Source organism: Archangium gephyra (genome assembly GCF_042230915.1).
In the GTDB taxonomy this organism is placed as follows: Bacteria; Myxococcota; Myxococcia; order Myxococcales; family Myxococcaceae; genus Archangium; species Archangium gephyra_B.
This window is the reverse complement of sequence record NZ_CP102578.1, coordinates 5374540-5397571: the sequence shown is the minus strand read 5'-3', so window position 1 is coordinate 5397571 and position 23032 is coordinate 5374540. Positions and strand designations below refer to the sequence as shown.

Annotated in this window: 12 protein-coding genes; 5 read left to right on the top strand and 7 right to left on the bottom strand. The window is 71.1% G+C overall.

The genetic code is table 11. The features are described from left to right. Positions 1-27 precede the first annotated feature (27 nt). The 3 genes from NR798_RS21180 to NR798_RS21170 all read right to left on the bottom strand — a co-directional run bounded on the left by NR798_RS21180 (position 28) and on the right by NR798_RS21170 (position 14738). The gene (locus NR798_RS21180) at positions 28-6252 is read right to left on the bottom strand and encodes a DUF4215 domain-containing protein (RefSeq protein WP_375773798.1); all 6225 of its coding nucleotides are present in this window, start codon (positions 6250-6252) and stop codon (positions 28-30) included. A gap of 94 nt (positions 6253-6346) precedes the next feature. Further along, positions 6347-10519: a kelch repeat-containing protein gene (locus tag NR798_RS21175; RefSeq protein ID WP_375773296.1), complete on the bottom strand. Its 4173-nt coding sequence runs from the start codon at positions 10517-10519 to the stop codon at positions 6347-6349. 85 nt (positions 10520-10604) lie between these two features. Further along, complete coding sequence (locus NR798_RS21170) at positions 10605-14738, bottom strand: kelch repeat-containing protein (protein ID WP_375773295.1); 4134 nt, start codon at positions 14736-14738, stop codon at positions 10605-10607. A gap of 445 nt (positions 14739-15183) precedes the next feature. On the opposite strand from NR798_RS21170, the gene NR798_RS21165 reads away from it, so the two are divergent. The 3 genes from NR798_RS21165 to NR798_RS21155 are packed head-to-tail and all read left to right on the top strand — an operon-like array spanning position 15184 to position 17682. Then, positions 15184-16125 carry an MBL fold metallo-hydrolase gene (locus NR798_RS21165; protein ID WP_375773294.1) on the top strand — a complete coding sequence of 314 codons (942 nt, stop codon included), beginning with the start codon at positions 15184-15186 and terminating at the stop codon, positions 16123-16125. A 40-nt stretch (positions 16126-16165) separates the two neighbouring features. Further along, positions 16166-16648 (top strand): hypothetical protein, encoded by a 483-nt coding sequence (locus NR798_RS21160; protein WP_375773293.1) that lies wholly within the window; start codon positions 16166-16168, stop codon positions 16646-16648. Beyond that, positions 16648-17682, top strand: a complete 1035-nt coding sequence (locus tag NR798_RS21155) for a hypothetical protein (RefSeq protein WP_375773292.1) — start codon at positions 16648-16650, stop codon at positions 17680-17682. The genes NR798_RS21160 and NR798_RS21155 overlap by 1 nt, the downstream gene beginning before the upstream one ends. 23 nt (positions 17683-17705) lie before the next feature. On the opposite strand, the gene thrC is transcribed toward NR798_RS21155, so the two are convergent. The 3 genes from thrC to NR798_RS21140 are packed head-to-tail and all read right to left on the bottom strand — an operon-like array spanning position 17706 to position 20302. After that, positions 17706-19034, bottom strand: coding sequence for a threonine synthase (gene thrC, locus NR798_RS21150; protein WP_375773291.1), 1329 nt, complete (start codon positions 19032-19034; stop codon positions 17706-17708). Between the two features lie 11 nt (positions 19035-19045). Next, complete coding sequence (locus NR798_RS21145; protein ID WP_375773290.1) at positions 19046-19606, bottom strand: hypothetical protein; 561 nt, start codon at positions 19604-19606, stop codon at positions 19046-19048. A gap of 51 nt (positions 19607-19657) precedes the next feature. Further along, on the bottom strand, positions 19658-20302 hold the full coding sequence (locus NR798_RS21140; protein WP_375773289.1) for a protein-L-isoaspartate(D-aspartate) O-methyltransferase: 645 nt from the start codon (positions 20300-20302) through the stop codon (positions 19658-19660). Positions 20303-20431: 129 nt separating this feature from the next. Here NR798_RS21140 and NR798_RS21135 point away from each other — a divergent pair, with 129 nt between their 5' ends. Beyond that, complete coding sequence (locus tag NR798_RS21135; protein ID WP_375773288.1) at positions 20432-20794, top strand: STAUR_1299 family protein; 363 nt, start codon at positions 20432-20434, stop codon at positions 20792-20794. 33 nt (positions 20795-20827) lie between these two features. Here the strand turns inward: NR798_RS21135 and NR798_RS21130 are convergent, their stop codons facing one another. Further along, positions 20828-21625 (bottom strand): trypsin-like serine protease, encoded by a 798-nt coding sequence (locus tag NR798_RS21130; RefSeq protein WP_375773287.1) that lies wholly within the window; start codon positions 21623-21625, stop codon positions 20828-20830. Positions 21626-21825: 200 nt separating this feature from the next. Between NR798_RS21130 and NR798_RS21125 the strand changes: the two genes are divergently transcribed. After that, positions 21826-23028 (top strand): alanyl-tRNA editing protein, encoded by a 1203-nt coding sequence (locus tag NR798_RS21125; RefSeq protein WP_375773286.1) that lies wholly within the window; start codon positions 21826-21828, stop codon positions 23026-23028. Positions 23029-23032: the final 4 nt, after the last annotated feature.

Here is a 23032-nt window from a genome sequence, read left to right as displayed (position 1 = left end):
GTTCATGTCCGAGAGCCTTCCGGCCGGTTAGAGCCCCAGCACCTGCACGGGGATGGAGCGTGAGGTGGCGGTCCCGTCCCCCAGCTGGCCGGAGGCGTTGGCGCCCCACGTCCACACCGTCCCGCTCGAGAGCACCGACACGGAGTGGGTGGAGCCACAGGCGGCACCCGCCACCCCCGTCAGGCCTGTCACCTGCACCGGGGTGTTCCGCTGGGTGGGAGTGCCATCGCCCAGCTGGCCGGAGGCATTGGCGCCCCACGTCCACACCGTGCCGTCCGCGCGCAACGCCACCGTGTGCGACTGGCCCGCCGCCACCGCCACCACGCCCGTCAGGCCTGTCACCTGCACCGGAGTGGTCCGCTGGGTGGTGGTGCCATCGCCCAGCTGGCCGGAGGCGTTGTTGCCCCACGTCCACACAGTGCCGTCCCAGCGCAGCGCCACCGTGTGGGCGTCTCCCGCCGCCACCGCCACCGCTCCCTTCAGCCCCGCCACCCGCACCGGAGCCAGGCGCCCGGCCGTGCTGCCATCGCCCAGCCTTCCGGAGCCGTTGTTGCCCCATGCCCACACCGTGCCGTCCACACGCAGCGCCACCGTGTGACTCTGGCCCGCCGCCACGGCCTTCACCTCCGTCAGGCCCGGAGGCCGTACCGGCGAGGCGCGCGGGGTGGTGGTGCCATCTCCCAGCTGCCCGTTGGTGTTGGCCCCCCACGTCCGCACCGTCCCATCCGCGAGCAGCGCCACCGAGTGGCTCGCGCCTCCTTCCACCGCCACCACGCTCGCCAGGCCCGTCACCTGCACCGGGGAGGTGCTCGCGGTGGTGGTGCCATCCCCGAGCTGCCCGGAGCCGTTGGCACCCCACGTCCACACCGTTCCGTCCGCGGCCCGCACCGAAAGCGAGTGGCCATCGCCCGAAGCCACCGCCCTCATGCCCACCAGCGAGGACAGCGCCGCGGCGGTAGTGCGGCTGGACGTGGTGCCATCTCCCAGCTGCCCGTTGGCGTTGTCTCCCCACGTCCAGACGGTGCCATCCGCGCGTCGGAGCACGGTGTGCGCGCTGCCCGCGGCGACGTTCAGCGCCTCGCCCCCGCAGGTGAAGCCGCACCCGTCCCCGTTGGCGAGGTTGCCGTCGTCACACTGCTCGCCGGACTCCACCACGCCGTTGCCGCACACGGGGGCGCCCGGCTGCTCCAGGCACAGCGAAGAGCAACCGTCCCCATTGCTGGCGTTGCCGTCGTCGCACTGCTCCCCCGGGTCCACCGTCCCGTTGCCGCACTCGAAGGGCAGCAGCACCAGGGTCGGCACGGAGCGCTGGGTCGTCGTCCCATCCCCGAGCTGCCCACTGCCGTTGTAGCCCCAGGCTCGCACCGTCCCGTCGGCGAATACCGCCACCGTGTGGTACTGGCCCGCCGTCACCGCCACCACGCCCGTCAGCCCCGCCACCTGCACCGGGGTGGTCCGCTGGGTGGTCGTGCCATCGCCCAGCTGGCCGTAGTTGTTGTAGCCCCACGCCCACACCGTCCCGTCCGCGCGCAGCGCCACCACGTGGGTCTGGCCCGATGCCACCGCCACCACCTCCGTCAGCCCGGCCACCTGCACCGGGGTGGTCCGCTGGGTGGTGGTGCCATCGCCCAGCTGGCCGGAGGCGTTGGAGCCCCACGTCCACACCGTTCCGTCCGAGAGCACCGCCACCGAGTGACTCTGGCCCGCGGCCACCGCCACCGCGCCTCGCAGCCCCGCCACCTGCACCGGAGCCACGCGCCTGACCGTGCCGCCGTCACCCAGCTGGCCGAAGGCGTTGTTGCCCCACGTCCACACCATCCCGTCCACGCGCAGCACCACCGTGTGGTTCTGGCCCGCCGCCACGGCCCTCACCCCCGTCAGGTCCGGGGGCTGCACCGGCGAGGCGCGTTGGGTGGTGGTGCCATCCCCGAGCTGCCCGTTGGTGTTGGCCCCCCACGTCCGCACCGTCCCATCCGCGAGCAGCGCCACCGAGTGGCTCGCGCCCGCTTCCACCGCCACCACGCCCGCCAGGCCCGGTACCTGCACGGGCGCGGGGCGCGCGGTGGTGGTGCCATCCCCGAGCTGCCCATTGCCGTTGTAGCCCCACGCCCAGACCGTCCCGTCCGTGCGGATCGCCAGCGAATGAAGGTCTCCGGCGGCCAGGGCTCTCATGTCCGCCAGGGAGGACACCGCCGCGGGGGCCGTGCGGCCGGCCGTGGTGCCATCTCCCAGCTGGCCGTAGGGGTTGGAGCCCCAGGCCCAGACGGTGCCGTCCGCGCGCCTGAACAGCGTATGCGTGCTGCCCGCCTCCACGCGCAGGTCCTCGCTCTTGCAGGTGAAGCCGCACCCATCCCCATTGGCGAGGTTGCCGTCGTCACACTGCTCGCCGGGATCCACCACGCCGTTGCCGCACAGCGCCGTGCCCGACTCCTCCCGGCACAGCGCCGAGCACCCATCCCCGTTGGCGAGGTTGCCGTCATCGCACTGCTCCCCCGGCTCCACCACGCCGTTGCCGCACTCGAAGGACATCAACACCAGGGCCGGAGAGAGGCGCTGGGTTGTCGTTCCATCCCCGAGCTGGCCAGAGGCGTTGGCGCCCCACGTCCACACCGTCCCGTCCGCGCGGATCGCCGCCGTATGACCCTGACCCGCCGCCACGGCCTTCACTCCCGTCAGCCCCGGCACCCGCACCGGCGTGTTCCGCGAGGCCGTGGTGCCATCCCCCAGCTGCCCGGAGGCGTTGGCGCCCCACGTCCACACCGTCCCGTCCGCGAGCAACGCCACCGAGTGCGACTGGCCCGCCGCCACCGCCACCACGCCCGTCAGGCCGGGCACCTGCACGGGAATGGCGCGCGGCGTGGTGGTGCCATCGCCCAGCTGGCCGGAAGCGTTGTTGCCCCACGTCCACACCGTCCCGTCCCAGCGCAGCGCCACCGAGTGGGCGTCTCCCGCCGCCACCGCCACCACGCCCTTCAGCCCCACCACCCGCACCGGCGCGGTGCGTGAGGCGCTCGTGCCGTCCCCCAGCTGCCCGGAGCCGTTGGCGCCCCACGTCCACACCGTCCCGTTCACGCGCAGCGCCACCGTGTGGCTCTGGCCCGCCGCCACGGCCTTCACTCCCGACAGGCCCGGGGGCTGCACCGGGGAAGTGCGCGGGGTGGTGGTGCCATCCCCGAGCTGCCCGGAGCCGTTGGCGCCCCACGTCCGCACCGTCCCATCCGCGAGCACCACCACCGAGTGGCTCACGCCCCCGTCCACCGCCACCACACCCGTCAACCCCGCCACCTGCACCGGCGAGGTGCGCTGGGTGGTGCTGCCATCTCCGAGCTGGCCGGAGGCGTTGTGGCCCCACGTCCACACCGTCCCGTCCGTGGCGCGCACCGCCAGGGAGTGGAGCTCTCCGGCGGCCACGGCCCTCATGCCCCTCGGGGAGGACAGCGCCGCGGCGGCCGTGCGGCTGGACGTGGTGCCATCTCCCAGCTGCCCGTGGGCGTTGTCTCCCCACGTCCACAGGGTGCCATTCGCACGCTTGAGCACCGTATGCGCGCCGCCCGTCGCGACGAGCAGCTCCTCGCTCGTGCAACTGAAGCCGCACCCATCCCCGTTGGCCAGGTTGCCGTCGTCACATTGCTCGCCGGACTCCACCACCCCGTTGCCGCACACGAGCGCCCCCGGCTGCTCCAGGCACAACGAAGAGCACCCATCCCCGTTGGCGAGGTTGCCGTCGTCGCACTGCTCCCCCGCCTCCACCGCCCCGTTGCCGCACTCGAAGGGCAGCAGCACCAGGGTGGGCGAGGGACGCGGGTCCGTCGTTCCATCTCCGAGCTGCCCACCACCATTGGTACCCCAGGCTCGAGCCGTCCCGTCGGCGAGCACCGCCACCGTGTGCGACTGGCCCGCCGCCACCGCCACCACCCCCGACAGGCCCGGCACCTGCACCGGGGTGCTTCGCGGCGTGGTGGTGCCATCCCCGAGCTGCCCCTCGGCGTTGGCGCCCCACGCCCAGAGCGTCCCATCCGCGAGCAACACCACCGTGTGCGACTGGCCCGCCGCCACCGCCACCACGCTCGTCAGGCCGGGCACCTGCACGGGAATGGCGCGCGGAGTGGCCGTGCCATCGCCTAGCTGGCCGGAGGCGTTGTGGCCCCACGTCCACACCGTCCCGTCCCAGCGCAGCGCCACCGTGTGGGCGTCTCCCGCCGCCACCGCCACCACGCCCTTCAGCCCCACCACCCGCACCGGCGCGGTGCGTGAGGCGCTCGTGCCGTCCCCCAGCTGCCCCGAGCCGTTGGCGCCCCACGTCCACACCGTCCCGTTCACGCGCAGCGCCACCGTGTGGCCCTGGCCCGCCGCCACGGCCTTCACTCCCGACAGGCCCGGGGGCTGCACCGGAGTGTTCCGCTGGGTGGTGGTGCCATCCCCGAGCTGCCCGGAGCCGTTGGCGCCCCACGTCCGCACCGTCCCATCCGAGAGCACCGCCACCGAGTGGCTCGCACCCCCTTCCACCGCCACCACGCCCGTCAGTCCCGACACCTGCACGGGCGCGGTGCGCGAGGTGGCGGTGCCATCCCCGAGCTGCCCGGAGGCGTTGGCGCCCCACGTCCACACCGTTCCGTCCGCGGCTCGCACCGCCAGCGAGTGGCCATCTCCCGAAGCCACGGCCCTCATGCCCACCAGGGAGGACACCTCCGCGGCGGCGAGCCGGCTGGACGTGGTGCCATCGCCGAGCTGGCCGGAGCCGTTGGATCCCCACGTCCAGACGGTGCCATCCGCGCGCCTGAGCACGGTGTGCGTGCTGCCCGAGGCGACGTTCAGCGCCTCGCCCTTGCAGGTGAGGCCGCACCCATCCCCGTTGGCGAGGTTGCCGTCGTCACACTGCTCGCCGGGCTCCACCACGCCGTTGCCGCACAGCGGTGCTCCCGGCTGCTCCACGCACAGCGCCAGGCACCCATCTCCATTGCTGGCGTTGCCGTCATCACACGGCTCCCCCGGCTCCACCGCCCCGTTGCCGCACTCGAAGGGCAGCAGCACCAGGGCGGGCGAGGGACGCTGCTCCGCCGTCCCATCTCCGAGCTGCCCGTTGCCGTTGGAGCCCCAGGCGCGCGCCGTCCCGTCGGCGAGTACCGCCACGGTGTGGTACTGGCCCGCCGTCACCGCCACCACGCCCGTCAGGCCTGGCACCTGCACCGGAGTGATTCGCCAGGTGATGGAGCCATCGCCCAGCTGGCCGTAGCCGTTGTAGCCCCACGTCCACACCGTCCCATCCGCGCGCAGCGCCACCGTGTGGTGGCCGCCAGCCCCCACGGCCACCACGTTCATCAGCCTCGACACCTGCACCGGCGTGGTCCGCCAGCTGGCGGTGGAGCCATTGCCCAACTGGCCATAGCCGTTGTAGCCCCAGGCCCACACCGTCCCGTCCCAGCGCAGAACCACCGTGTGGGTATCTCCGGCCGCCACCGCCACCACGCCCTTCATCCCCGGCACCTGGACCGGAGTGGTGCGCTGGGTGGTGGTGCCATCGCCCAGCTGGCCATAGTAGTTGGAGCCCCACGTCCACACCGTCCCGTCCGCGCGCAGCGCCACCGTGTGGTAGCTGCCCGCCGCCACGGCCCTCACCCCCGTCAGGCCCGCGGGCTGCACCGGCGTGTTCTGCTGGGTGGTGGTGCCATCCCCGAGCTGGCCGTAGCCGTTGTAGCCCATGGTCCGCACCGTCCCATCCGCGAGCACCGCCACCGAGTGCGCCCCGCCCGCGTCCACCGCCACCACGCCCGTCAACCCCGCCAACCGCACCGGCGCGGTGGTGCTTCCGGTGGTGCCATTCCCGAACTGCCCGTAGCCGTTGTAGCCCCACGCCCACACCGTCCCATCCGTGTGGAGCGCCAGCGAGTGGCTCCAGCCAGCGCTCACGGCCTTCAGGCCCACCAGCGGAGACACCTCCGCGGCGGCGGGCCGGCTGGACTTGGAGCCATCCCCCAGCTGGCCTTGCTCGTTCGCCCCCCACGCCCAGACGGTGCCGTCCGCACGCCGGAGCAGCGTGTACGAGCCGCCCGCCTCGGCACGCAACTCCTCGCGCTTGCAGGTGAAGGCGCACCCATCGCCGTTGATGAGGTTGCCATCGTCACACTGCTCGCCAGGCTCGAGGGTGGCGTTTCCGCAGGTGCCCAGGGCCTGGGGCAACGCGGAGAGCTCCTCGAGGGCCCGCTCCGGCTCCAGCTGCCCTCTGGAAGTGCCGGACTCACACCCCGTGCTCATGGCCGCGAGGCAGACGGCCAGCCACACCGGCAGGCTTCGGCTCAGGTGATAGAGATTCCGCAAGGTGCTCTCCCCAGGTTCGTGTTCTCGGCGCTCAGGGCGCGTACAGCTCCGCCGTCGTGACGCTCCAGCTACTGGCGAATCCCCCGATGACGAGCACCTTGCCGTCCGGCAGCAGCGCCGCCTCGTGGTCCTGGCGAGGCGAGGCCATGGAGCCGGCACCGCGCCAGGTGCCCGTGGCCGGGTCGTACACCTCCGCCGTCCCGAGGTAGCCGCGAATCCCGCCATAGGCTCCTCCCGCGACGAGCACCTTGCCGTCGGGGAGCACCGTCGCCGTGTGGCTGTCATGAGGCATGGCCATGCGGCCAGCCGCGCTCCAGGTGCCCGTGGCCGGGTCGTACACCTCCGCCGTCGCGAGGCTGCCTCGACCCGAGGCGTAGCCCCCCGCGACGAGCACCTTGCCATCGGGCAGCAGCGTCGCCGTGTGGCGACGGCGAGGCGAGGCCATGGAACCGGCGGCACTCCAGGTCCCCGTGGCCGGGTCGTACACCTCCGCCGTCGCGAGGTAGCCACTCCTGTAATCAAATCCGCCCGCGATGAGCACCTTGCCATCGGACAGAAGTGTCGCCCTGTGGCCTTCTCGAGGCGACGTCATGGAACCGGCAGCGCTCCAGGTGTCGGTGACCGGGTCGTAGACCTCCGCCGTCGCGAGGGTGCCACCACTGCCGCCATAGCCCCCCGCGACGAGCACCTTGCCATCGGGCAGTCGCGTCGCCGTGTGGCTTAGACGAGCCGAGGCCATGGATCTCACAGCACTCCAGGTGCCCGTGGCCGGGTCGTACACCTCCGCCGTCGCGAGGAGGTAGACGGGGTAGCGCCCCTCGCCCCCCGTGACGAGCACCTTGCCGCCGGGCAGCGGCGTCGCCGTGTGGCCTTCTCGATGCCACGTCATGGAGCCAGCGGCACTCCAGGTACCCGTGGCCGGGTCGTACACCTCCGTCGTCGCGAGGGTGTCGCTCGGGGAGCTCCCCTCTCCTCCCGTGACGAGCACCGTGCCGCCGGGCAGCGGCGTCGCCGTGTGGTAACGGCGAGGCGAGGCCATGGAGCCCGTCGAGGTCCACTCACAGGACGGCAGCCCGCTGACCAAGAAGCGCCGCTCGGCCGTCTTCCCGAAGGCGTTGGTGACCGTGGCGGTGAGGGCCGCGGGAGTGCCCGCGCGGATGCAGGCGGGCGCCGTCCAGGTGATGCGGCTGGTGGTGGCGCCGCTGTCCGCTGTGCCGGGCGAGCCCGTGGTGGCGGCCCACGAGAAGCCCAGCGCGGAGCCCTCGGGATCCCACGCCTCCACCTCGAAGGTGAGCACCGCGCCGGGCGTGGCCGTCTCCGAGGAGCGGGTGGCCCGGGTGATGACGGGCTTGAAGTGGCCAGGCGTGGCGGGGGTGGGATCGAGCTTCTCCAGGAAGGAGGTGGGGGCGCACGCGCTCACCGGCCCCAGCCCGAAGTCCACGGTGCCCTCGAACCAGCCCCCCAGCAGCAGGTTGCCCTCGGGGTCGACGCCTGCTCCGACTCCCCAGGAGGTTCCCAGCGGCGCTCCGTCCACCTCACGGAGCAGCGAGGGGACGACGTGGTCCTTGAGATACCTGCCCTCCTGGTCGTACCAGGCCACGAACGCAGCGGGGCCGGCGGAATAGCGGCCTCCACCGCCCAGGTCGAGACTGCCTTCGAACGTCCCGGTGAGCAGGGCGTTGCCCGCGGCGTCCACCCCCAGGTGCAGGCGACCCCTGGATCTGACGCCGATGCTTCGGCTCCAGAGCGCCTCGCCGCTCGCGGAGAGCTTGGAGAGCGTCATCTCTCCCGCGTGCTCCTTCAGCACCAACACCGAGCCCGCCCCCGCCACCTTCAGGTACGGAGGGCCGCCTCCTTCTCCCCCGACCCGGCCCGCACTCCGGCTCCAGAGATCCGTGCCCGTGGAGCCCTCGAGCTTCGCGACGAAGACCTGGCCCCACCCACTGGAGGACAAGGCGGCCGCCAGCAGGACATCGCCCGCCTCATCCACGTCGAGGGCCTGGGCGAAGAGCAACCGGTCCCGGAAGCTCCGGCTCCAGAGGGCCGCTCCCGTGCCCGCCTCGAGCTTCGCCACGAAGGCGCCGCCGCGATCGTACGTCGCCAGGACGATCACGTTGCCATCCGCGTCCGTGGCCACGGCCCCACTGCCGAGCCATTCTCCCCCCGAATGCTCAGCCAGGCTCCGCAACCACAGCAGGCTGCCATTGGGAGCGAACTTCGCCACGAAGGAGCTCGAAGAGGGTTCCAGCGAGACACCATCGATGCTCACAGGGCCCATGAACGACGACGCCACCACCACGGCGCCCATCGCATCCACGGTGAGGCTCTCCTTCGTGAGGTGTTCATCGGAGAGGCGGTGGTAGATGTCGAGGAGTTGGGTCCAGACAGGTTCCCCGCTGGCATCCACCTTCACCAGGAGCAGATCGTCCTCGTCTCCCGTGAAGACCGCGCCGCCAAGGGTCGCGGTGCCATTGAAGCTGCTCAGGGTCAGCGTGTTGCCCTCGCCATCCACGCGCATGCCCAGCAGCTCCGTGGAGGACGTGCAGCTCGTGCCCTTGGCGTCCACGGCCCACCACCACTCGGACGCGGGCTCACACCCTTCGCTCACGCCATTGCAGTTGTCATCCTCGAGCGTCGAGCACGTCTCCGGCCGGGGGAGCCGTTGCCCTTCACAGACGACGTTGCCGAACTTGTCGCACGCCACCGTTCCGGCACCGCAGATGCCCACCCCCAGTGTGCCGATGGCGCCGCCATAGCAGGGCAAGCCCTCCTGGTCCGAACAAAGGCACTCCTCATTCAGCGTCCCGTCGCAGTCGTCATCGAAGGGCGTCCGGCAGCTCTCGGCCGCTGGCAGCACTTCTCCCCGGCAGGCGCTCCACTCCGTCCCGATGATGTTGCACTGCCGGCGGCCGGCCCGGCACAGCCCCTTCCCTTCCGTCCCAGCGGGCCCCGTGTACGCACAGGTCTCGTAGGCCCCCGGCGCGCAGATGACGTCCGCCAGGGTGAGCCGCACCTCGGTGCACGGACCGCTGCCGCACACCGCCGCCCCCGCGCTCCCTGTCACCGCCACCATGCCCGAGACGGGCGCACCGGCCAGTCCGGCGAAGACGTTGGCCGTGCTGCCTCGCTTGATCTCGATGCACGCCCGGCCATCGGCTCCGGTGGACGCGGTCCTGCTGGCTCCCGTGTAGCTGGTCCCCTCCGCGCTCACCGTTGCGCCCTTGGCAGGTGCGCCCTTCCCATCCACCACGAGCACGTTCACACAGCTCTTGTCCGTCACGGGCGCATCACAGTTCCACCACGTGAAGTGCTTCACCGTGACAAACCAGGCCAGCCTGTCCGGCTGCGTCGTGGAGGGCTGGATGGTGCCCTCCCCCTCCTCGCGCCAGCGGCCCTCGTCCAGATCGAACCACCACGCCGGCACGCTGTCCCCCACGTGGAACTGGCTGGCCAGCGACTCTGGGAGGACGAACTCCAGGGTGGCGGACTTGCCCGGCGCCAACTGCACGGGCGCTCCGTTGCTCCACAGGCTCACCTCCGCCATGAAGAAGCTCTCCAGCTGCACCGTCTCGCCCTCCGCCACGCGCGTGCCCTCCAGCGGGCCTGGCATGGCGGCCAGCTGCGTCGTCGGATCCAACGGAGCGATGGTGACGTCCACGGTGCCGGTGACGAGCTGGCCCAGTGCATCCACGACGGCGTCCGGAGGGATGGTGACGCGCACCTGCGGTGTCTGCAGGGTGCCGCCCTCCTCGGCCTTGAAGGGAAGAGGCTCGGGCAGGTGGAGCAGCTTCACCCGGGCTCCGGCGTGAGCGTCCTCCTGTAGCTCCACCACCGCCGTGGCCGACGTGAAACCCAGTGCGTCCACGCGGGCCAGCAAGCGCCCTGGCGGGAGGTTCTCCAGCAGCAGATGGCCGGAGCTGTCGACGGGGAAGACAGCGCCCTGAGAGGAGACGGCGGCCCCTGCCACCGGGTTGCCCGTGTCATCGACGACCTGAAGCAGCAGGCTGGTGCCCGCCGGGAGCGTGCCGACGGGAGGAGGAGGCGGCGGCGGTGGGGGTGGCTCGGGAGTTTCCTGGGGCGGGTCCTCGCCCGGGGGCGCCGGGTTGGAGGTGTCACATCCAATGCCGCCCAGGCCCAGGAGCCCCAGGAGCACGGTGAAAGCCAGACATCGAGTCCACTGCCTCGGTCGCAGGAAGTTCCGCAAGGTGATCTCTCCAGGTTCGTATTCGCAGCCCCGCCCTGCCCGCCCCGCACGCGTGTCTGTCATGGACGTCAATGACGCTCGGAGCTCAGGGCGTGTACAGCTCCGCCGACATGCCGCCGCCCTCTCCCCCCACGACGAGCACCTTGCCGCCAGGCAGCAGCGCCGCTTCGTGGCTGAGGCGAGGCGAGGCCATGGAGCCGGCACCGCGCCAGGTGCCCGTGGCCGGGTCGTACACCTCCGCCACCGGCGGACCACTGCCATGGATTCCCCCCGCGATGAGCACCTTGCCGTCGGGGAGCAACGTCGCCGTGTGGCCTTCATGAGGCATGACCATGCGGCCAGCCGCGCTCCAGGTGCCCGTAGCCGGGTCGTACACCTCCGCCGTCGCGAGGTAGCTGCCCCAGGAAGCAAATCCCCCCACGATGAGCACCTTGCCGCCGGGCAGCAGTGTCGCCGTGTGGCCATAGCGAGGCGACGTCATGGAACCGGCAGCACTCCAGGTGCCCGTGGCCGGGTCGTACACCTCCGCCAACGCGAGGGTGCTACTCACGCCATAGCCCCCCGTGACGAGCACCTTGCCATCGGGCAGCAGCGTCGCCGTGTGGCCGTAGCGAGGCGACGTCAGGGAACCGGTAGCGCGCCAGGTGTCCGTGACCGGGTCGTACACCTCCGCCGTCCCGAGGTAGACGCCGCTACTCCCGCCATAGCCCCCCGCGACGAGCACCTTGCCATCGGGCAGCAGCGTCGCCGTGTGGTTCGAGCGAGCCGAGGCCATGGACTTCACAGCACTCCAGGTGCCCGTGACCGGGTCATACACCTCCGCCATCGCGAGGAGGTAGAAGGGGGACCGCCCCTCGCCGCCCGTGACGAGCACCTTGCCGCCGGGCAGCGGCGTCGCTGTGTGGACTTCGCGATGCCACACCATGGAGCCAGCGGCACTCCAGGTGCCCGTGGCCGGGTCGTACACCTCCGTCGTCGCGAGGATATCGCTCGGGGAGCTCCCCTCTCCCCCCGCGACGAGCACCGTGCCGCCGGGCAGCGGCGTCACCGTGTGGTAACGGCGAGGCGAGGCCATGGAGCCCGTCGAGGTCCACTCACAGGACGGCAGCCCGCTGACCAAGAAGCGCCGCTCGGCCGTCTTCCCGAAGGCGTTGGTGACCGTGACGGTGAGGGCCGCGGGCGTGTCCGCACGGACGCAGGCGGGCGCCGTCCAGGTGATGCGGCTGGTGGTGGCGCCGCTGTCCGCTGTGCCGGGCGAGCCCGTGGTGGCGGCCCACGAGAAGCCCAGCGCGGAGCCCTCGGGATCCCACGCCTCCACCTCGAAGGTGAGCACCGCGCCGGGCGTGGCCGTCTCCGAGGAGCGGGTGGCCCGGCGGATGACGGGGTTGAAGTGGCTGGGCGTGACGGGGGTGGGATCCAGCTTCACCACGAAGGAGGTGGGGGCACACGTGGGCACCGGCCCCAGCCCGAAGTCCATGGTGCCCTCGAACCACCCTCCCAGCAGCAGGTTGCCCTCGGGGTCGACGCCTGCTCCGACTCCCCAGGAGGTTCCCAGCGGCGCTCCGTCCAGCTCACGGCGCTCCGAGGAGAGGACGTGATCCTTGAGATACCTGCCCTCCTGGTCGTACCAGGCCACGAACGCAGCCGGACCGGCGGACTGGCGGCTCCCACCGCCCAGGTCGAGACTGCCTTCGAACGTCCCGGTGAGCAGGGCATTGCCCGCGGCGTCCACCCCCAGGTGCAGGCGCAACCAGGATCTGCCGGCGATGATTCGGCTCCAGAGCTCCGAGCCATCCGCGGAGAGCTTGGAGAGTTTCGTCTCTCCCGCGTGCTCCTTCAGCACCAACACCGAGCCCGCCCCCACCACCTTCAGGTACGGAGGGCCTCCTCCTTCCCCTCCGATCCGGCCCATGCTCCGGAGCCAGAGCGCCCTGCCCGTGGAGCCCTCGAGCTTGGTGACGAATACATCCTGGCCCGCCCAACTGGAGGAGACGATCACGTGTTCATCGATGCCGAGCGTGCCGTAGAAGTTGGCCGCCAGCAGGACATCGCCCGCCGCATCCACGTCGAGGGCGATGGCGAAGTGCAACCCGCTCTCCCCCCGGATGCTCCGGCTCCAGAGGGGCGCTCCCGTGCCCGCCTCGAGCTTCGCCACGAAGATGCCGCCACCCTCATACATCGCCAGGAGGATGACGTTGCCAGCGGCGTCCGTGGCCACGGCCCCACTGCCGAGCCTCCCACCGAAGTCCCGGGCCCACAGCAGGCTGCCATTGGGAGCGAACTTCGCCACGAACGTTTTCGGAGGGCCTTCGTTGACCAGCGAGAGACCATCGATGCTCAGGGTGCCGTAGAACGACCCCGCCACCACCACGGCGCCCATGGCGTCCACGGTGATGTCCTCCTTCGTGGAGTAATAGGAGTCGCGTCTGTCGAGGTCGAGGAGTTGGGCCCAGACAGGTTCACCACTGGCATCCACCTTCACCAGGAGCAGATCGTGCTCGTCTCCCGTGAAGACCGCGCCACCGAGGGTGGCAGTGCCATTGAAGCCGCTCAGGGTCAGCGTGTTGCCCTCGCCGTCCACGGCCATGCCCAGCAGCTTCGTGGAGGACGTGCAGCTCGTGCCCTTGGCGTCCACGGCCCAGAGCCACTCGGGCGCGGGCTCGCACCCTTCGCTCACGCCATTGCAGTTGTCATCCTCGAGCGTCGAGCACGTCTCCGGCCGGGGGAGCCGTCGCCCCTCACACACGACGTTGCCGAACTTGTCGCATGCCACCGTCCCGGCCCGGCAGATGCCCACCCCCAGTGTGCCGCTGGCGCCGCCATAGCAGGGCGAGCCCTCCTGGTCCGAGCAGCTGCACTCCTCGTTCACCGCCCCGTCGCAGTCATCATCGAAGGGCGTCCGGCAGCTCTCGGTCCCGGGCAGCACCTGCCCCCGGCAGGCGCTCCACTCCGTCCCGATGATGTTGCACTGCCGACGGCCCGCCCGGCACAACCCCTTGCCCTCGGTCCCAGCCGGCCCCGGGTACGCACAGGTCTCGTAGGCCCCCGGCGTGCAGATGACGTCGTCCGACAGGGTGAGCCGCACCTCGGTGCACGCGCCGCTGCCGCACACGGCCGCTGCCTCCGTCCCCGTCACCGTCGCCGCGCCCGAGGGGGGCTCATCGGCCAGCCCAGCGAAGACGTTGGCCGTGTGGCCTCGCTTGATCTCGATGCACGCCCGGCCATCGGCTCCGGTGCGCACGGGCGTGCTGGAGCCCGTGTAGCTGGCCCCCTGGGCGTTCACCGTCACGCCCTCGGCGGGTGCCCCACTCTCGTCCACCACGAGCACGTTCACACAGCTCTTGTCAGTCCACGGCTTGTCGCAATTCCACCACGTGAAGTGCTTCACCGTGACGGCCCAGGCCAGCCTGTCCGGCTGCGCCGTGGAGGGCTGGATGGTTCCCTCCCCCTCCTCGCGCCAGCGGCCCTCGTCCAGATCGAACCACCACGCTGGCACGCTGTCCCCCACGTGGAACTGGCTGGCCAGGGACTCTGGGAGGACGAACTCCAAGGTGGCGGACTTGCCCGGCGCCAGTTGCACGGGCGCCCCGTTGCTCCACAGGCTCACCTCCGCCATGAAAACGCTCTCCAGCTGCACCGTCTCGCCCTCCGCCACGCGCGTGGCTTCCAATGGGCCTGGCATCGCGGCCAACTGGCTCGTCGGATCCAGTGGGACGATGGTGACGTCCACGGTGCCGGTGACGGGCTGGCCCAGCGCATCCACGACGGCGTCCGCAGGAATGGTGACGCGCACCTGCGGTGTCTGCAGGGTGCCGCCCTCTTCGGCCTTGAAGGGAAGAGGCTCGGGCAGGTGGAGCAGCTTCACGCGGGCTCCAGCGTGAGCGCCCTCCTGCAGCTCCACCACCGCCGTGGCCGACGTGAAACCCAGTGCATCCACGCGGGCCAGCAAGCGGCCCGGCGCGAGGTTCTCCAGCAGCAGATGGCCGGAGCTGTCGACGGGGAAGACAGAGCCCTGGGAGGAGATAGCGGCTCCCGTCACCGGGTTGCCGGTGTCATCGACGACCTGAAGCAGCAGGCTGGTGCCCGCCGGAAGCGTGCCGACAGGAGGAGGAGGCGGCGGCGGGGGCGCGGGGGTTTCCTGGGGCGGATCCTCGCCCGGGGGCGCCGGGTTGGAAGTGTCACACCCGATACTGGAGAGGCCCAGCAGCCCCAGGAGCACGGTGAAAACCAGACATTGAGTCCACTGCCTCGATCGCAGGCGGTTCCGCAAGGTGCTCTCTCCCCAGGTTCGTAGTCGCAGCCCCCCTCCCCGCCCGGTGCGGCAAACACCTCACACGTCTGCCTGGCGCTGGCATTCGCGCAAAGGTCGACAATCCATGTGTCTGGAATTCATGCTCACGTCATGACTTCGGGCATGGGGCCACCGTCACCGACAATGCCAGTCATGAGGTTTCACGGGCTGACGGAGGGTGGGACGGGGGGCCGAGGCAGTTGCGCGGATACCAACACAGGGTCCCGATGCGACCTATTGCCCTGGAGGCCCACGGCTCTATCACCTGACGGACAGGAGCTCGCGGTGCCCCTCGGAGCCTTTGGCGGATTGGAACAAAAAACCGTCCGACCCACGAAAGACGCCACGGCCGGGCGGGTGCACTCTTCCGGACATGAAACACGTCCAACTGTTCGCGAGTCTGTTGCTGCTCTTCCTGTCCGGCTGTGCCACCGCCCCCACCGCGTCACCCGGGCGCCGCTACGAGGGTACCGCCCATCGGCTGAAGGAGGACTCCCGGGTGGGGGTCTACACCTCCAAGCCCTGGGGCTTCTCCACCCACTCGTACTGGATTGAAGGCCCGGAGGGACTGATCGTCCTCGACACCCAATTCCTGACCTCGGCGGCCCGCGAGGTGCTCGAGCTAGCCGAGCGGGAGACGGGGAAGAAGGTGGTGCTGGCGGTGGTGCTGCATCCCAACCCGGACAAGTTCAACGGGACGGGTGTGTTCCAGGAGCGGGGCATCCGGGTGGTGACGGCCCGGCAGGTGCTCGAGCGGATTCCGGCGGTGTTCGAGCTGCGCACGCGCTGGTTCAAGGACCGGTACGCGCCGGACTGGCCGGAGGCGGAGCCGCGGCCGGAGTCGTTTGGCGAGGAGACGGCGGTGCTGGAGGCCGCGGGGCTGAAGCTGAAGGCACACGTGATGGGGCCGGGGTGCAGCGACGCGCAGGTGGCCGTGGAGTGGGAGGGACACCTGTTCACGGGGGACCTGGTGGCCAACGGCACGCACGCGTGGCTGGAGCTGGGCTACCAGCACGAGTGGCTCCAGCGGCTGGAGGAGCTGGCGCGGCTCAATCCCCGCTATGTGCACCCAGGGCGCGGGCCGTCCGCGGGTCCGGAGTTGCTGTCGCGGCAGCGGGCGTACCTGGAGAAGGTGATCGAGCTGGTCCGCGCCACCGGGCCCACCCTGCCAGTGCGCGACGAGGCGGTGGCCGGGGCCGTGCAGCGCGTGCTGGCGGCCTACCCGGAGTTGGACCTTCCCGTGTTCCTCCGGGTGGGCATGCCCGAGGTGTACCGCCGCGAGGCCGAGCTGCGCGCGAAAACAGGAGGACACTGAGTACGGGCCTTCACCGGGAGGTGCCGTGGTTTGCACGCCCATGTGGCGGCCCGCTAGGCTGGAAGGCGAGGAGCCGATGCACGAGGCGCGGAGACATTCGCTGGTGGAGGTGGACCCGGAGAAGCACCTGGCCCGGGTGGCTCGGGACGGGAAGGTGCTCGATTTCGTCGTCACCGGCGTCATCCTGGAAGCGCAGTTCGACCTGGCGGACGGAAGCAGTCTCCTCTGGCTCACCGAGGACAGCCCCTATGACGAGGGGCTGCACGTGTACCTGATCGGACGCGGTGGCGAGCTGGAGGATGCCCTGGAGGCGGGCGCCACGTTCGCCCCGGGGCTCCTGGAGATCCGGGCCACGGGCGAGGACTGGGTCCGCTTCGCGTTCTTCCGCAACGAGCGCGAGTACCAGTTGGAAGTGGGGCCCCGGGCCCGGTTCCGCATGTTCCCGCCGCTGGGCTGGCGGTATCCACGGCGGCTGGCGAGGCATCGACTCGCCGTCCATACCCTGCACAAAGGAAGTTCGTGATGGCGGATGACCCGAGGTTGGAAGCGGCCCTGCGGGATTTCGAGACGACGGCGAACAACTTCGCCATCCGCATTATTCGCGCGGCCCAGGTCCGCGCCGAGTACGTCGTGAAGATCGCGGACATGAGCCGGGACATCCGCGCGGCGGTCCAGGCCGGCGAGATGACGGCATTCAATGGCGCCAAGCTGGCCAATGAGATGCGCAATCAGATCCTGGATCTGCAACGGGCGCGGGATTTCGATCTGGGCAGGGCCTACGCCGAGAGCCTCAAGCAGAAGGGCCTGTCGCTCGACGAGGCGATCGCCAAGGCCATGAAGAAGCTCAAGCTCGAGCCTCGCCCCATCGAGACCCTCAACGGCAATCAGCAGCGCCAGGTGTACCAGGAGGTGATCGAGGCCGCAGGGCGCTCGCGGCCCAGTGAAACCGCGAGGATTCCGAAGCTGCGCTGGGCGGCACGTGGACTGTGGATCGCCACCTTCGCCGTTGCGGCCTACAACATCGGAACCGCGGAGAACCGTCCGTGGCAGACGGGACGGGAGGCGGCCAGCATCGCGGGAGGGCTGGGCGGGAGCTTCACGGCCGGAGCGGCCATGGGGGCGGCCGGTGGCATCTGGGCGGGGCCCGTGGGCGTCGCGATCGGAGCACTCGTCGGCGGCATTCTCGGCGCCATGCTCGCGGACCACGTCTACGTGGAGACCGCGGGGACCAGCAACCCGGCCACCCGGCAGTTCGTATCCCGCTACACGGGGCTCCTGACGGGCACGGACGAGTCCGGCCTCGCACGCGCCCTGGCCAACCAGCACCGCACGGATCCCCGCTTCGTCCAGATGGTCTTCCAGAGCCTCAATCAGGACTACAGCACCGACGCGGACGACGTGGCGCTCGAATTCGTGCGGCTCGCGCGCCAGGACTCCGGGCTCGCCCAGCGTCTGCGTCAGGATCGAGGGCTCCGGGATCTGCTGATCCGTCTCATGGACGAGGGCTGGACGTCCTCCGGAGAGCAGGACGCCATCCAATACCTGCGCCGGCTCTGAGGCCCCGGGACAGGGCCTACGGGCTACAGGTCCGACAGCGCGCCGCGGACCGCGTCCAGGTTCGCGGGGAGATCCACCGGGGGGTTGGCCAGACGGCTCTTCACGTCTTCCAGCGCTCCCCGGTGGTAGCCCACCTTGAAGTCCGGGAACTTCAGCCCGTGCGCCGTGGACACCACCGCCACCCGCGCTCCCCGCGCAACCACTCCCTGCGCCACCAGCTTCTCCAGCGCCGCCAGCGCCACCCCCGTGTGCGGACACGTGAACGTGCCCTCCCGGTCCGCCCTCGCCGCCGCGTTCGCCAGCTCCGACTCCGTCGCCTCCTCCACCACCCCGTCGAACGCCTTCAGCATCTTCACCGCTCGCCGGAACGACACCGGCGCGCCAATCTGGATCGCCGACGCCAGCGTCCGCTCGGCCTTCATCGGCACCAGCTCCGCGAAGCCTCCTCGGAACGATCTCATCAGCGGGTTGGCCCGCTGCGCCTGCGCCACCGCGAGCCTCGGCCGCTTGGAGATCATCCCCAGCGCGTGCATCAGCTCGAAGCCCTTGCCCAGCGCGCTCGCGTTGCCCAGGTTTCCACCTGGAATCACCACCCAGTCCGGCGGCTCCCAGCCCAGATCCTGGCACAGCTCGATGGCCACCACCTTCTGCCCCTCGATGCGCAGCGAGTTCATCGAGTTGGCCAGGTACAGGCCCGCGTCCCGCGTCACCTGCTGCACCAGCTTCATGCAGCCGTCGAAGTCCGTGTCCAGCGACAGCACCCGCGCGCCGTTCGCCACCGGCTGCACCAGTTGCGACAGCGACACCTTGTCCTTCGGCAGGAACACCACCGAGGGAATCCCCGCCGCCGCGCAGTACGCCGCCAGCGCCGCCGAGGTGTCCCCCGTCGACGCGCACGCCACCGCCCGGATGGGCACTCCCCTCGCCCTCATGTGCTTCACCGCCGACACCAGGACCGTCATCCCCCAGTCCTTGAAGCTGCCCGTCGGCGAAACTCCGCACTCCTTCAAATCCAGGCTCGCCAACCCCAGCTCCGCCGCCATCCGCGGCAACGCCTTGAGCGGCACCCGCCCCTCGCCCAGCGAGACGATGTCCTCCGCCGGCAGCTGCGGGTACACCCACTCGTGCTTGCCCCACACCCCCGAGGCGTACGGCAGCCGCGACGCGCCGAAGCGCTGCTCGAAGCGCCGCCTCCACTCCTCCGCCGGCACCGAGCGCAGCGCCTCCACGTCGTGCGCCACCTCCAGCAGCCCCTCGCACTTCGGGCAGCGGTAGACGACCTCCAGCAACGAGGCCCGGAAGCCACAGCCCTCGCTGCAGGCGTATTCGGCGTGAAAGGCAGGCGTGCCCATGGCTCTCGTCCTCACTCCGCCGCTGGAATCAGCGTGCTGCAGGTGACGCAGGCCCGGCCCGCGTAACCGGGCGTGTGGCACTTCGGGCACGCCGTGCGCTCTCCGGACCGCGCCGCCCGGGTGGCCGCCTCGGGCTGCGCCAGGCGCGCCTTGGGCAACCGCATGCCGCAGCGATCGCACACCGCCCCGATGTCCTGCACGTTGCGGCAGTAGCGGCAGACGACCGGGCCCGTGGGCGCCGCCGTCTTCATGCCGTCCGAGAGCGCCCGGCCCGTGTCCATGTCCTGGATGGGCGCCACCATGACGTTGCCCGCCGCCGCCGAGCGTCCCGTGTCCATCTCCGGCATCGGCTGTGCGGCGACGTACTGCACGGGCTGCTGGGCCGTCAGCTCCAGGTCGGGAATCGCCGCGGTCTGCACCGGCGCGCGCCCTCCCGCCAGCTGCGTCTGCTCCAGGTCCGGCAGCCGCGCCACGGCCACCGCCACCGGCGCGGTCGTGAACAGCTTCTTCCCACAGACTTCACACTCGGTGCCCTGAGCCTGCTGGTGCTCGCACATGGGGCAGATGATCATGACCGGAAGGTTACCGGCCCCGCTCCACCCGGGCAATGCACCCCTGCGTCGTCACTGCAGGAAGCCGGGCGGCGGCGCGCTCGTCATCGGCACGAAGCGCACGGCCAGCAGCTTCTCCACCCGGGGGGCCTCCCCTTCCCGGGACGGCCGGGTGACCCGGAGCAGCTCCTGGGCTCCATGCCGCGGGCCCACCGGCAGCACCAGCCGCCCACCCGGCCGCAGCTGCTGGTAGAGCGCCGGAGGCAGCCGCTCCGGGGCCGCCGTGCCCATGATGGCGTCGAAGGGCGCGGCCTCCGGCCAGCCCGCCGTGCCATCGCCTACCTGGAAGTGGATGTTGCCGAAGCCCAACCGCCCCAGCCGCTCGCGGGCCGGTCCCGCCAGCTCCGGGAGGCTCTCCACCGTGTACACCTCGCCGCACAGCCTCGCGAGCACGGCCGTCTGGTAGCCCGAGCCCGTTCCAATCTCCAGCACCCGCTCCCCGGGCTTCAGGCTCAGCGCCTGCGTCATATAGGCCACGATGAAGGGCTGGCTGATCGTCTGCCCGTAGCCGATCGGCAGGGGCGAGTCCTGTCCCGCCGCGTCCCGCATGGACTCCGGGACGAACTCCGCCCGCTCGAGCTCACGAATCACCCCGAGCACCCGCTCGTCGGAGATGCCCTGCCGCCGCAGCGCCTCCGCCAGCTCCATGTCTCCCATGCGACGAGCCTAACCATTCGAGGACGCCATTGCAGGCCCTCCCCCGCTCCCCCGGAGCACAGACGGCCGTCCTTCGCACTTGCACTTCCAGGGGCGGCATGGTGGGAATCCGGGCAGGAGAGCCCACGCATGGACGCCGCCGCCGACGAACTGCTCCGCCTCGCCTTCGACCGCGCCCCCGCCCTGGAGGCCAACCAGGCCATCGCCCGCGTCCGCGCCCAGCAGGGCGATGAGCTCTCCGGCGCCACCAGCTACGAGCTCGTCCTCCCCGCCGAGAACGTCCGCTCCTTCCTGCTCGACTACACCCTGCCGCGCCTGGTGGACTACCTCGAGTCGAGCGGCGCGAAGCTGCCCCACTGCGGCGGCGTCTTCCTCTCCGTCTTCTCCGGAGACACGCTCCACTTCCTGCAAGCCCGCGATGCCGTGGAGCTGCTCTCGCGCTGGAGCGGCCTGTCCATGGCCGAGCTCAAGACGCGCTACGGGCCCAAGTAGCCTGCGGCGTGCCGCTCCAGCCCTGCCCTCACCTCACGGCAGCGTGACGAACTGCGAGAGGAAGGCGCGCGCCGACGGCGTGTCGAGCCGGTAGTCCACGTTCGTCGACACGCACTGCGAGTCGCCGGTGATGGTGGTGCTCACCACGATGTTCGTCTCGCCCGCCCCGGCCCCGAGGAACTGCGGGCCGCCCGAGTCGCCGTAGCAGGTGCCGCTGTTGCCGGTGGCCTGGTTCTGCGACAGGCGCAGGTACGTGTCGTTGAGCGCGTTGAAGGACGAGACGGACACCTCGCGCGTGTCGAGGTAGCCGATGACCGGGCCGCCCGCGTCGATGGCGCGCTCCTGGCCGCCGTAGCCCACGTTGGTGAAGAGCTGGCTCGGCAGGGTGCCCGCCGCCTTCATCGCGTCGAACAGGCCCGCCGAGGGCAGCCGCGCCGGCGTGATGCCACGCACCGGCTGGTCCAGCACCACCACCGCGATGTCCAGCGAGTCATGCTCGTTGCCGGGGTAGCCGGGGTGCGAGTACATGCGGCCCGAGTAGAGCTTCGCCTTCGAGGAGAAGGCCGCGTCGAAGGTGACCCAGACCTGGGTGATGCCCAGCGACTCCAGATACGTGGTGCAGTGCGCCGCCGTCACATAGACGGTCGGCGAGATGAGCGTGCCCGAGCACAGCACGTCCTTCTGCCCCGGCCGCAGCCAGTCCGCGGCCACCAGCGCGCCCACGTACGGGTGGGCATTTCCATCCGACGTGCCATAGGTGATGGCCTGGGCCTGGGGAGCGGCGAAGGCCAGGGCGAGCAGCCCGGACAGCAAGAGAGAGCGCAGACGCATGGGAAGAGCCTCGTCCCCGGGCCCAGGTGCCGAACACGGCATGTGCCCGGCGGTCGGCGCGGCCCAGGAGTCATGAGCGCCGGTCAGGAGGGCTCTTCTTATATCATGAGATTTCTAGAATTTGCAGCTTCTCGGGGATTGTTTGAATTCACAGGAGGGGCGGCGGGGGGCTCGCGCCCCGTGTTATCCCTCCCGGAGCCATGACCCCCACCGAGCGCCTCTACTACAGCGATCCCTTCCTCTTCCGGTTCACCGGGCGCGTGCTCGCGCATGGCACGTGGAACGGTGCCGCCTCCGTCGTGCTCGACCGCAGCGCCTTCTACCCCGAGGCCGGTGGCCAGATGGCCGACCGGGGCGTGCTCGGCGGCCGGGCCATCCGCGACGTGCAGGTGGATGACGCGGGTGTCGTCCACCACGTGCTGGAGCTGCCCGAGGGCACCGGGCTCCCCGAGGTCGGCACCGAGCTGTCCGGGGAGCTCGACCGCGTGCGCCGCCGCGTCCACATGGCGCTGCACACCGGCCAGCACATGCTCTCGCGCGCGCTGGTGGACGTGGCCAACGCCCACACCGTGTCCTCGCGCCTGGGCGAGACGCTGTGCACCATCGACGTGGACCTGGACGTGCTCGACGAGCGCCGCGTCGCCGAGGCCGAGGACCTGGTCAACTCCATCATCGACGACGACATCGTCATCCGCGCCTTCTTCCCCACGCCCGAGGAGCTGGCCGCCCTCCCCCTGCGCCGCGCCCCCAAGGTGACGGACAACATCCGCGTCATCCAGATGGGGGACTTCGACGTGTCGCCCTGTGGCGGCACGCACTGCACGCGCTCGGCGCAGGTGGGCCTGGTGCGGGTGCTCGGCGTGGAGCGCTACAAGGGCAAGGGCCGCGTCCTCTTCTCCGCCGGCCGCCGCGCCCGGAGCGAGCTGTGGCAGGAGGCCAGCACCCTGCGCGCGCTCGGCAAGGGCTTCTCGTGCGGGCCGCTGGATGTGCCCGCCTCGGTGGACAAGCTGCGCAGGGACCTGACCGAGGTCCGCGAGGCGCTCGGCGCCGCCCGGGCGAAGCTCGCCGAGTCCACCGCCGCGGAGCTCGCCGCCCAGCAGGCGCAGTCCCCCGGCAAGCCCGTGGTGGCGGTGCTCGACGGCGCCACGCCCGAGTACCTGCGCTCCGTCGCCGCCCGGCTCACCAGCCGGCCCGAGGCCGTGGTGCTGCTCGCCGGCCGCAACCCCGAGGGTCTGTCGGTGCTGATCACGCGAGGCAGTGGCTCCAGCTTCGGGTGCGGAGCCTTCCTCAAGCGCGCCGCCGAGGCCGCCGGGGGCCGCGGCGGTGGCCGCCCCGAGCACGCCGAGGGCCGTCTGCCTCCCACCACCGACTGGCCGGCCATCGTGGCCTCGCTGCTCGGCTGAGAGG

Excerpts from the sequence above, each read along its gene's own strand:
- NR798_RS21180 (WP_375773798.1), bottom strand. The coding sequence starts at position 6,252 with ATGAGCACGGGGTGTGAGTCCGGCACTTCCAGAGGGCAGCTGGAGCCG.
- NR798_RS21165 (WP_375773294.1), top strand. The coding sequence starts at position 15,184 with ATGAAACACGTCCAACTGTTCGCGAGTCTGTTGCTGCTCTTCCTGTCC.
- NR798_RS21160 (WP_375773293.1), top strand. The coding sequence starts at position 16,166 with ATGTGGCGGCCCGCTAGGCTGGAAGGCGAGGAGCCGATGCACGAGGCG.
- NR798_RS21155 (WP_375773292.1), top strand. The coding sequence starts at position 16,648 with ATGGCGGATGACCCGAGGTTGGAAGCGGCCCTGCGGGATTTCGAGACG.
- thrC (WP_375773291.1), bottom strand. The coding sequence starts at position 19,034 with ATGGGCACGCCTGCCTTTCACGCCGAATACGCCTGCAGCGAGGGCTGT.
- NR798_RS21145 (WP_375773290.1), bottom strand. The coding sequence starts at position 19,606 with ATGATCATCTGCCCCATGTGCGAGCACCAGCAGGCTCAGGGCACCGAG.
- NR798_RS21140 (WP_375773289.1), bottom strand. The coding sequence starts at position 20,302 with ATGGGAGACATGGAGCTGGCGGAGGCGCTGCGGCGGCAGGGCATCTCC.
- NR798_RS21135 (WP_375773288.1), top strand. The coding sequence starts at position 20,432 with ATGGACGCCGCCGCCGACGAACTGCTCCGCCTCGCCTTCGACCGCGCC.
- NR798_RS21130 (WP_375773287.1), bottom strand. The coding sequence starts at position 21,625 with ATGCGTCTGCGCTCTCTCTTGCTGTCCGGGCTGCTCGCCCTGGCCTTC.
- NR798_RS21125 (WP_375773286.1), top strand. The coding sequence starts at position 21,826 with ATGACCCCCACCGAGCGCCTCTACTACAGCGATCCCTTCCTCTTCCGG.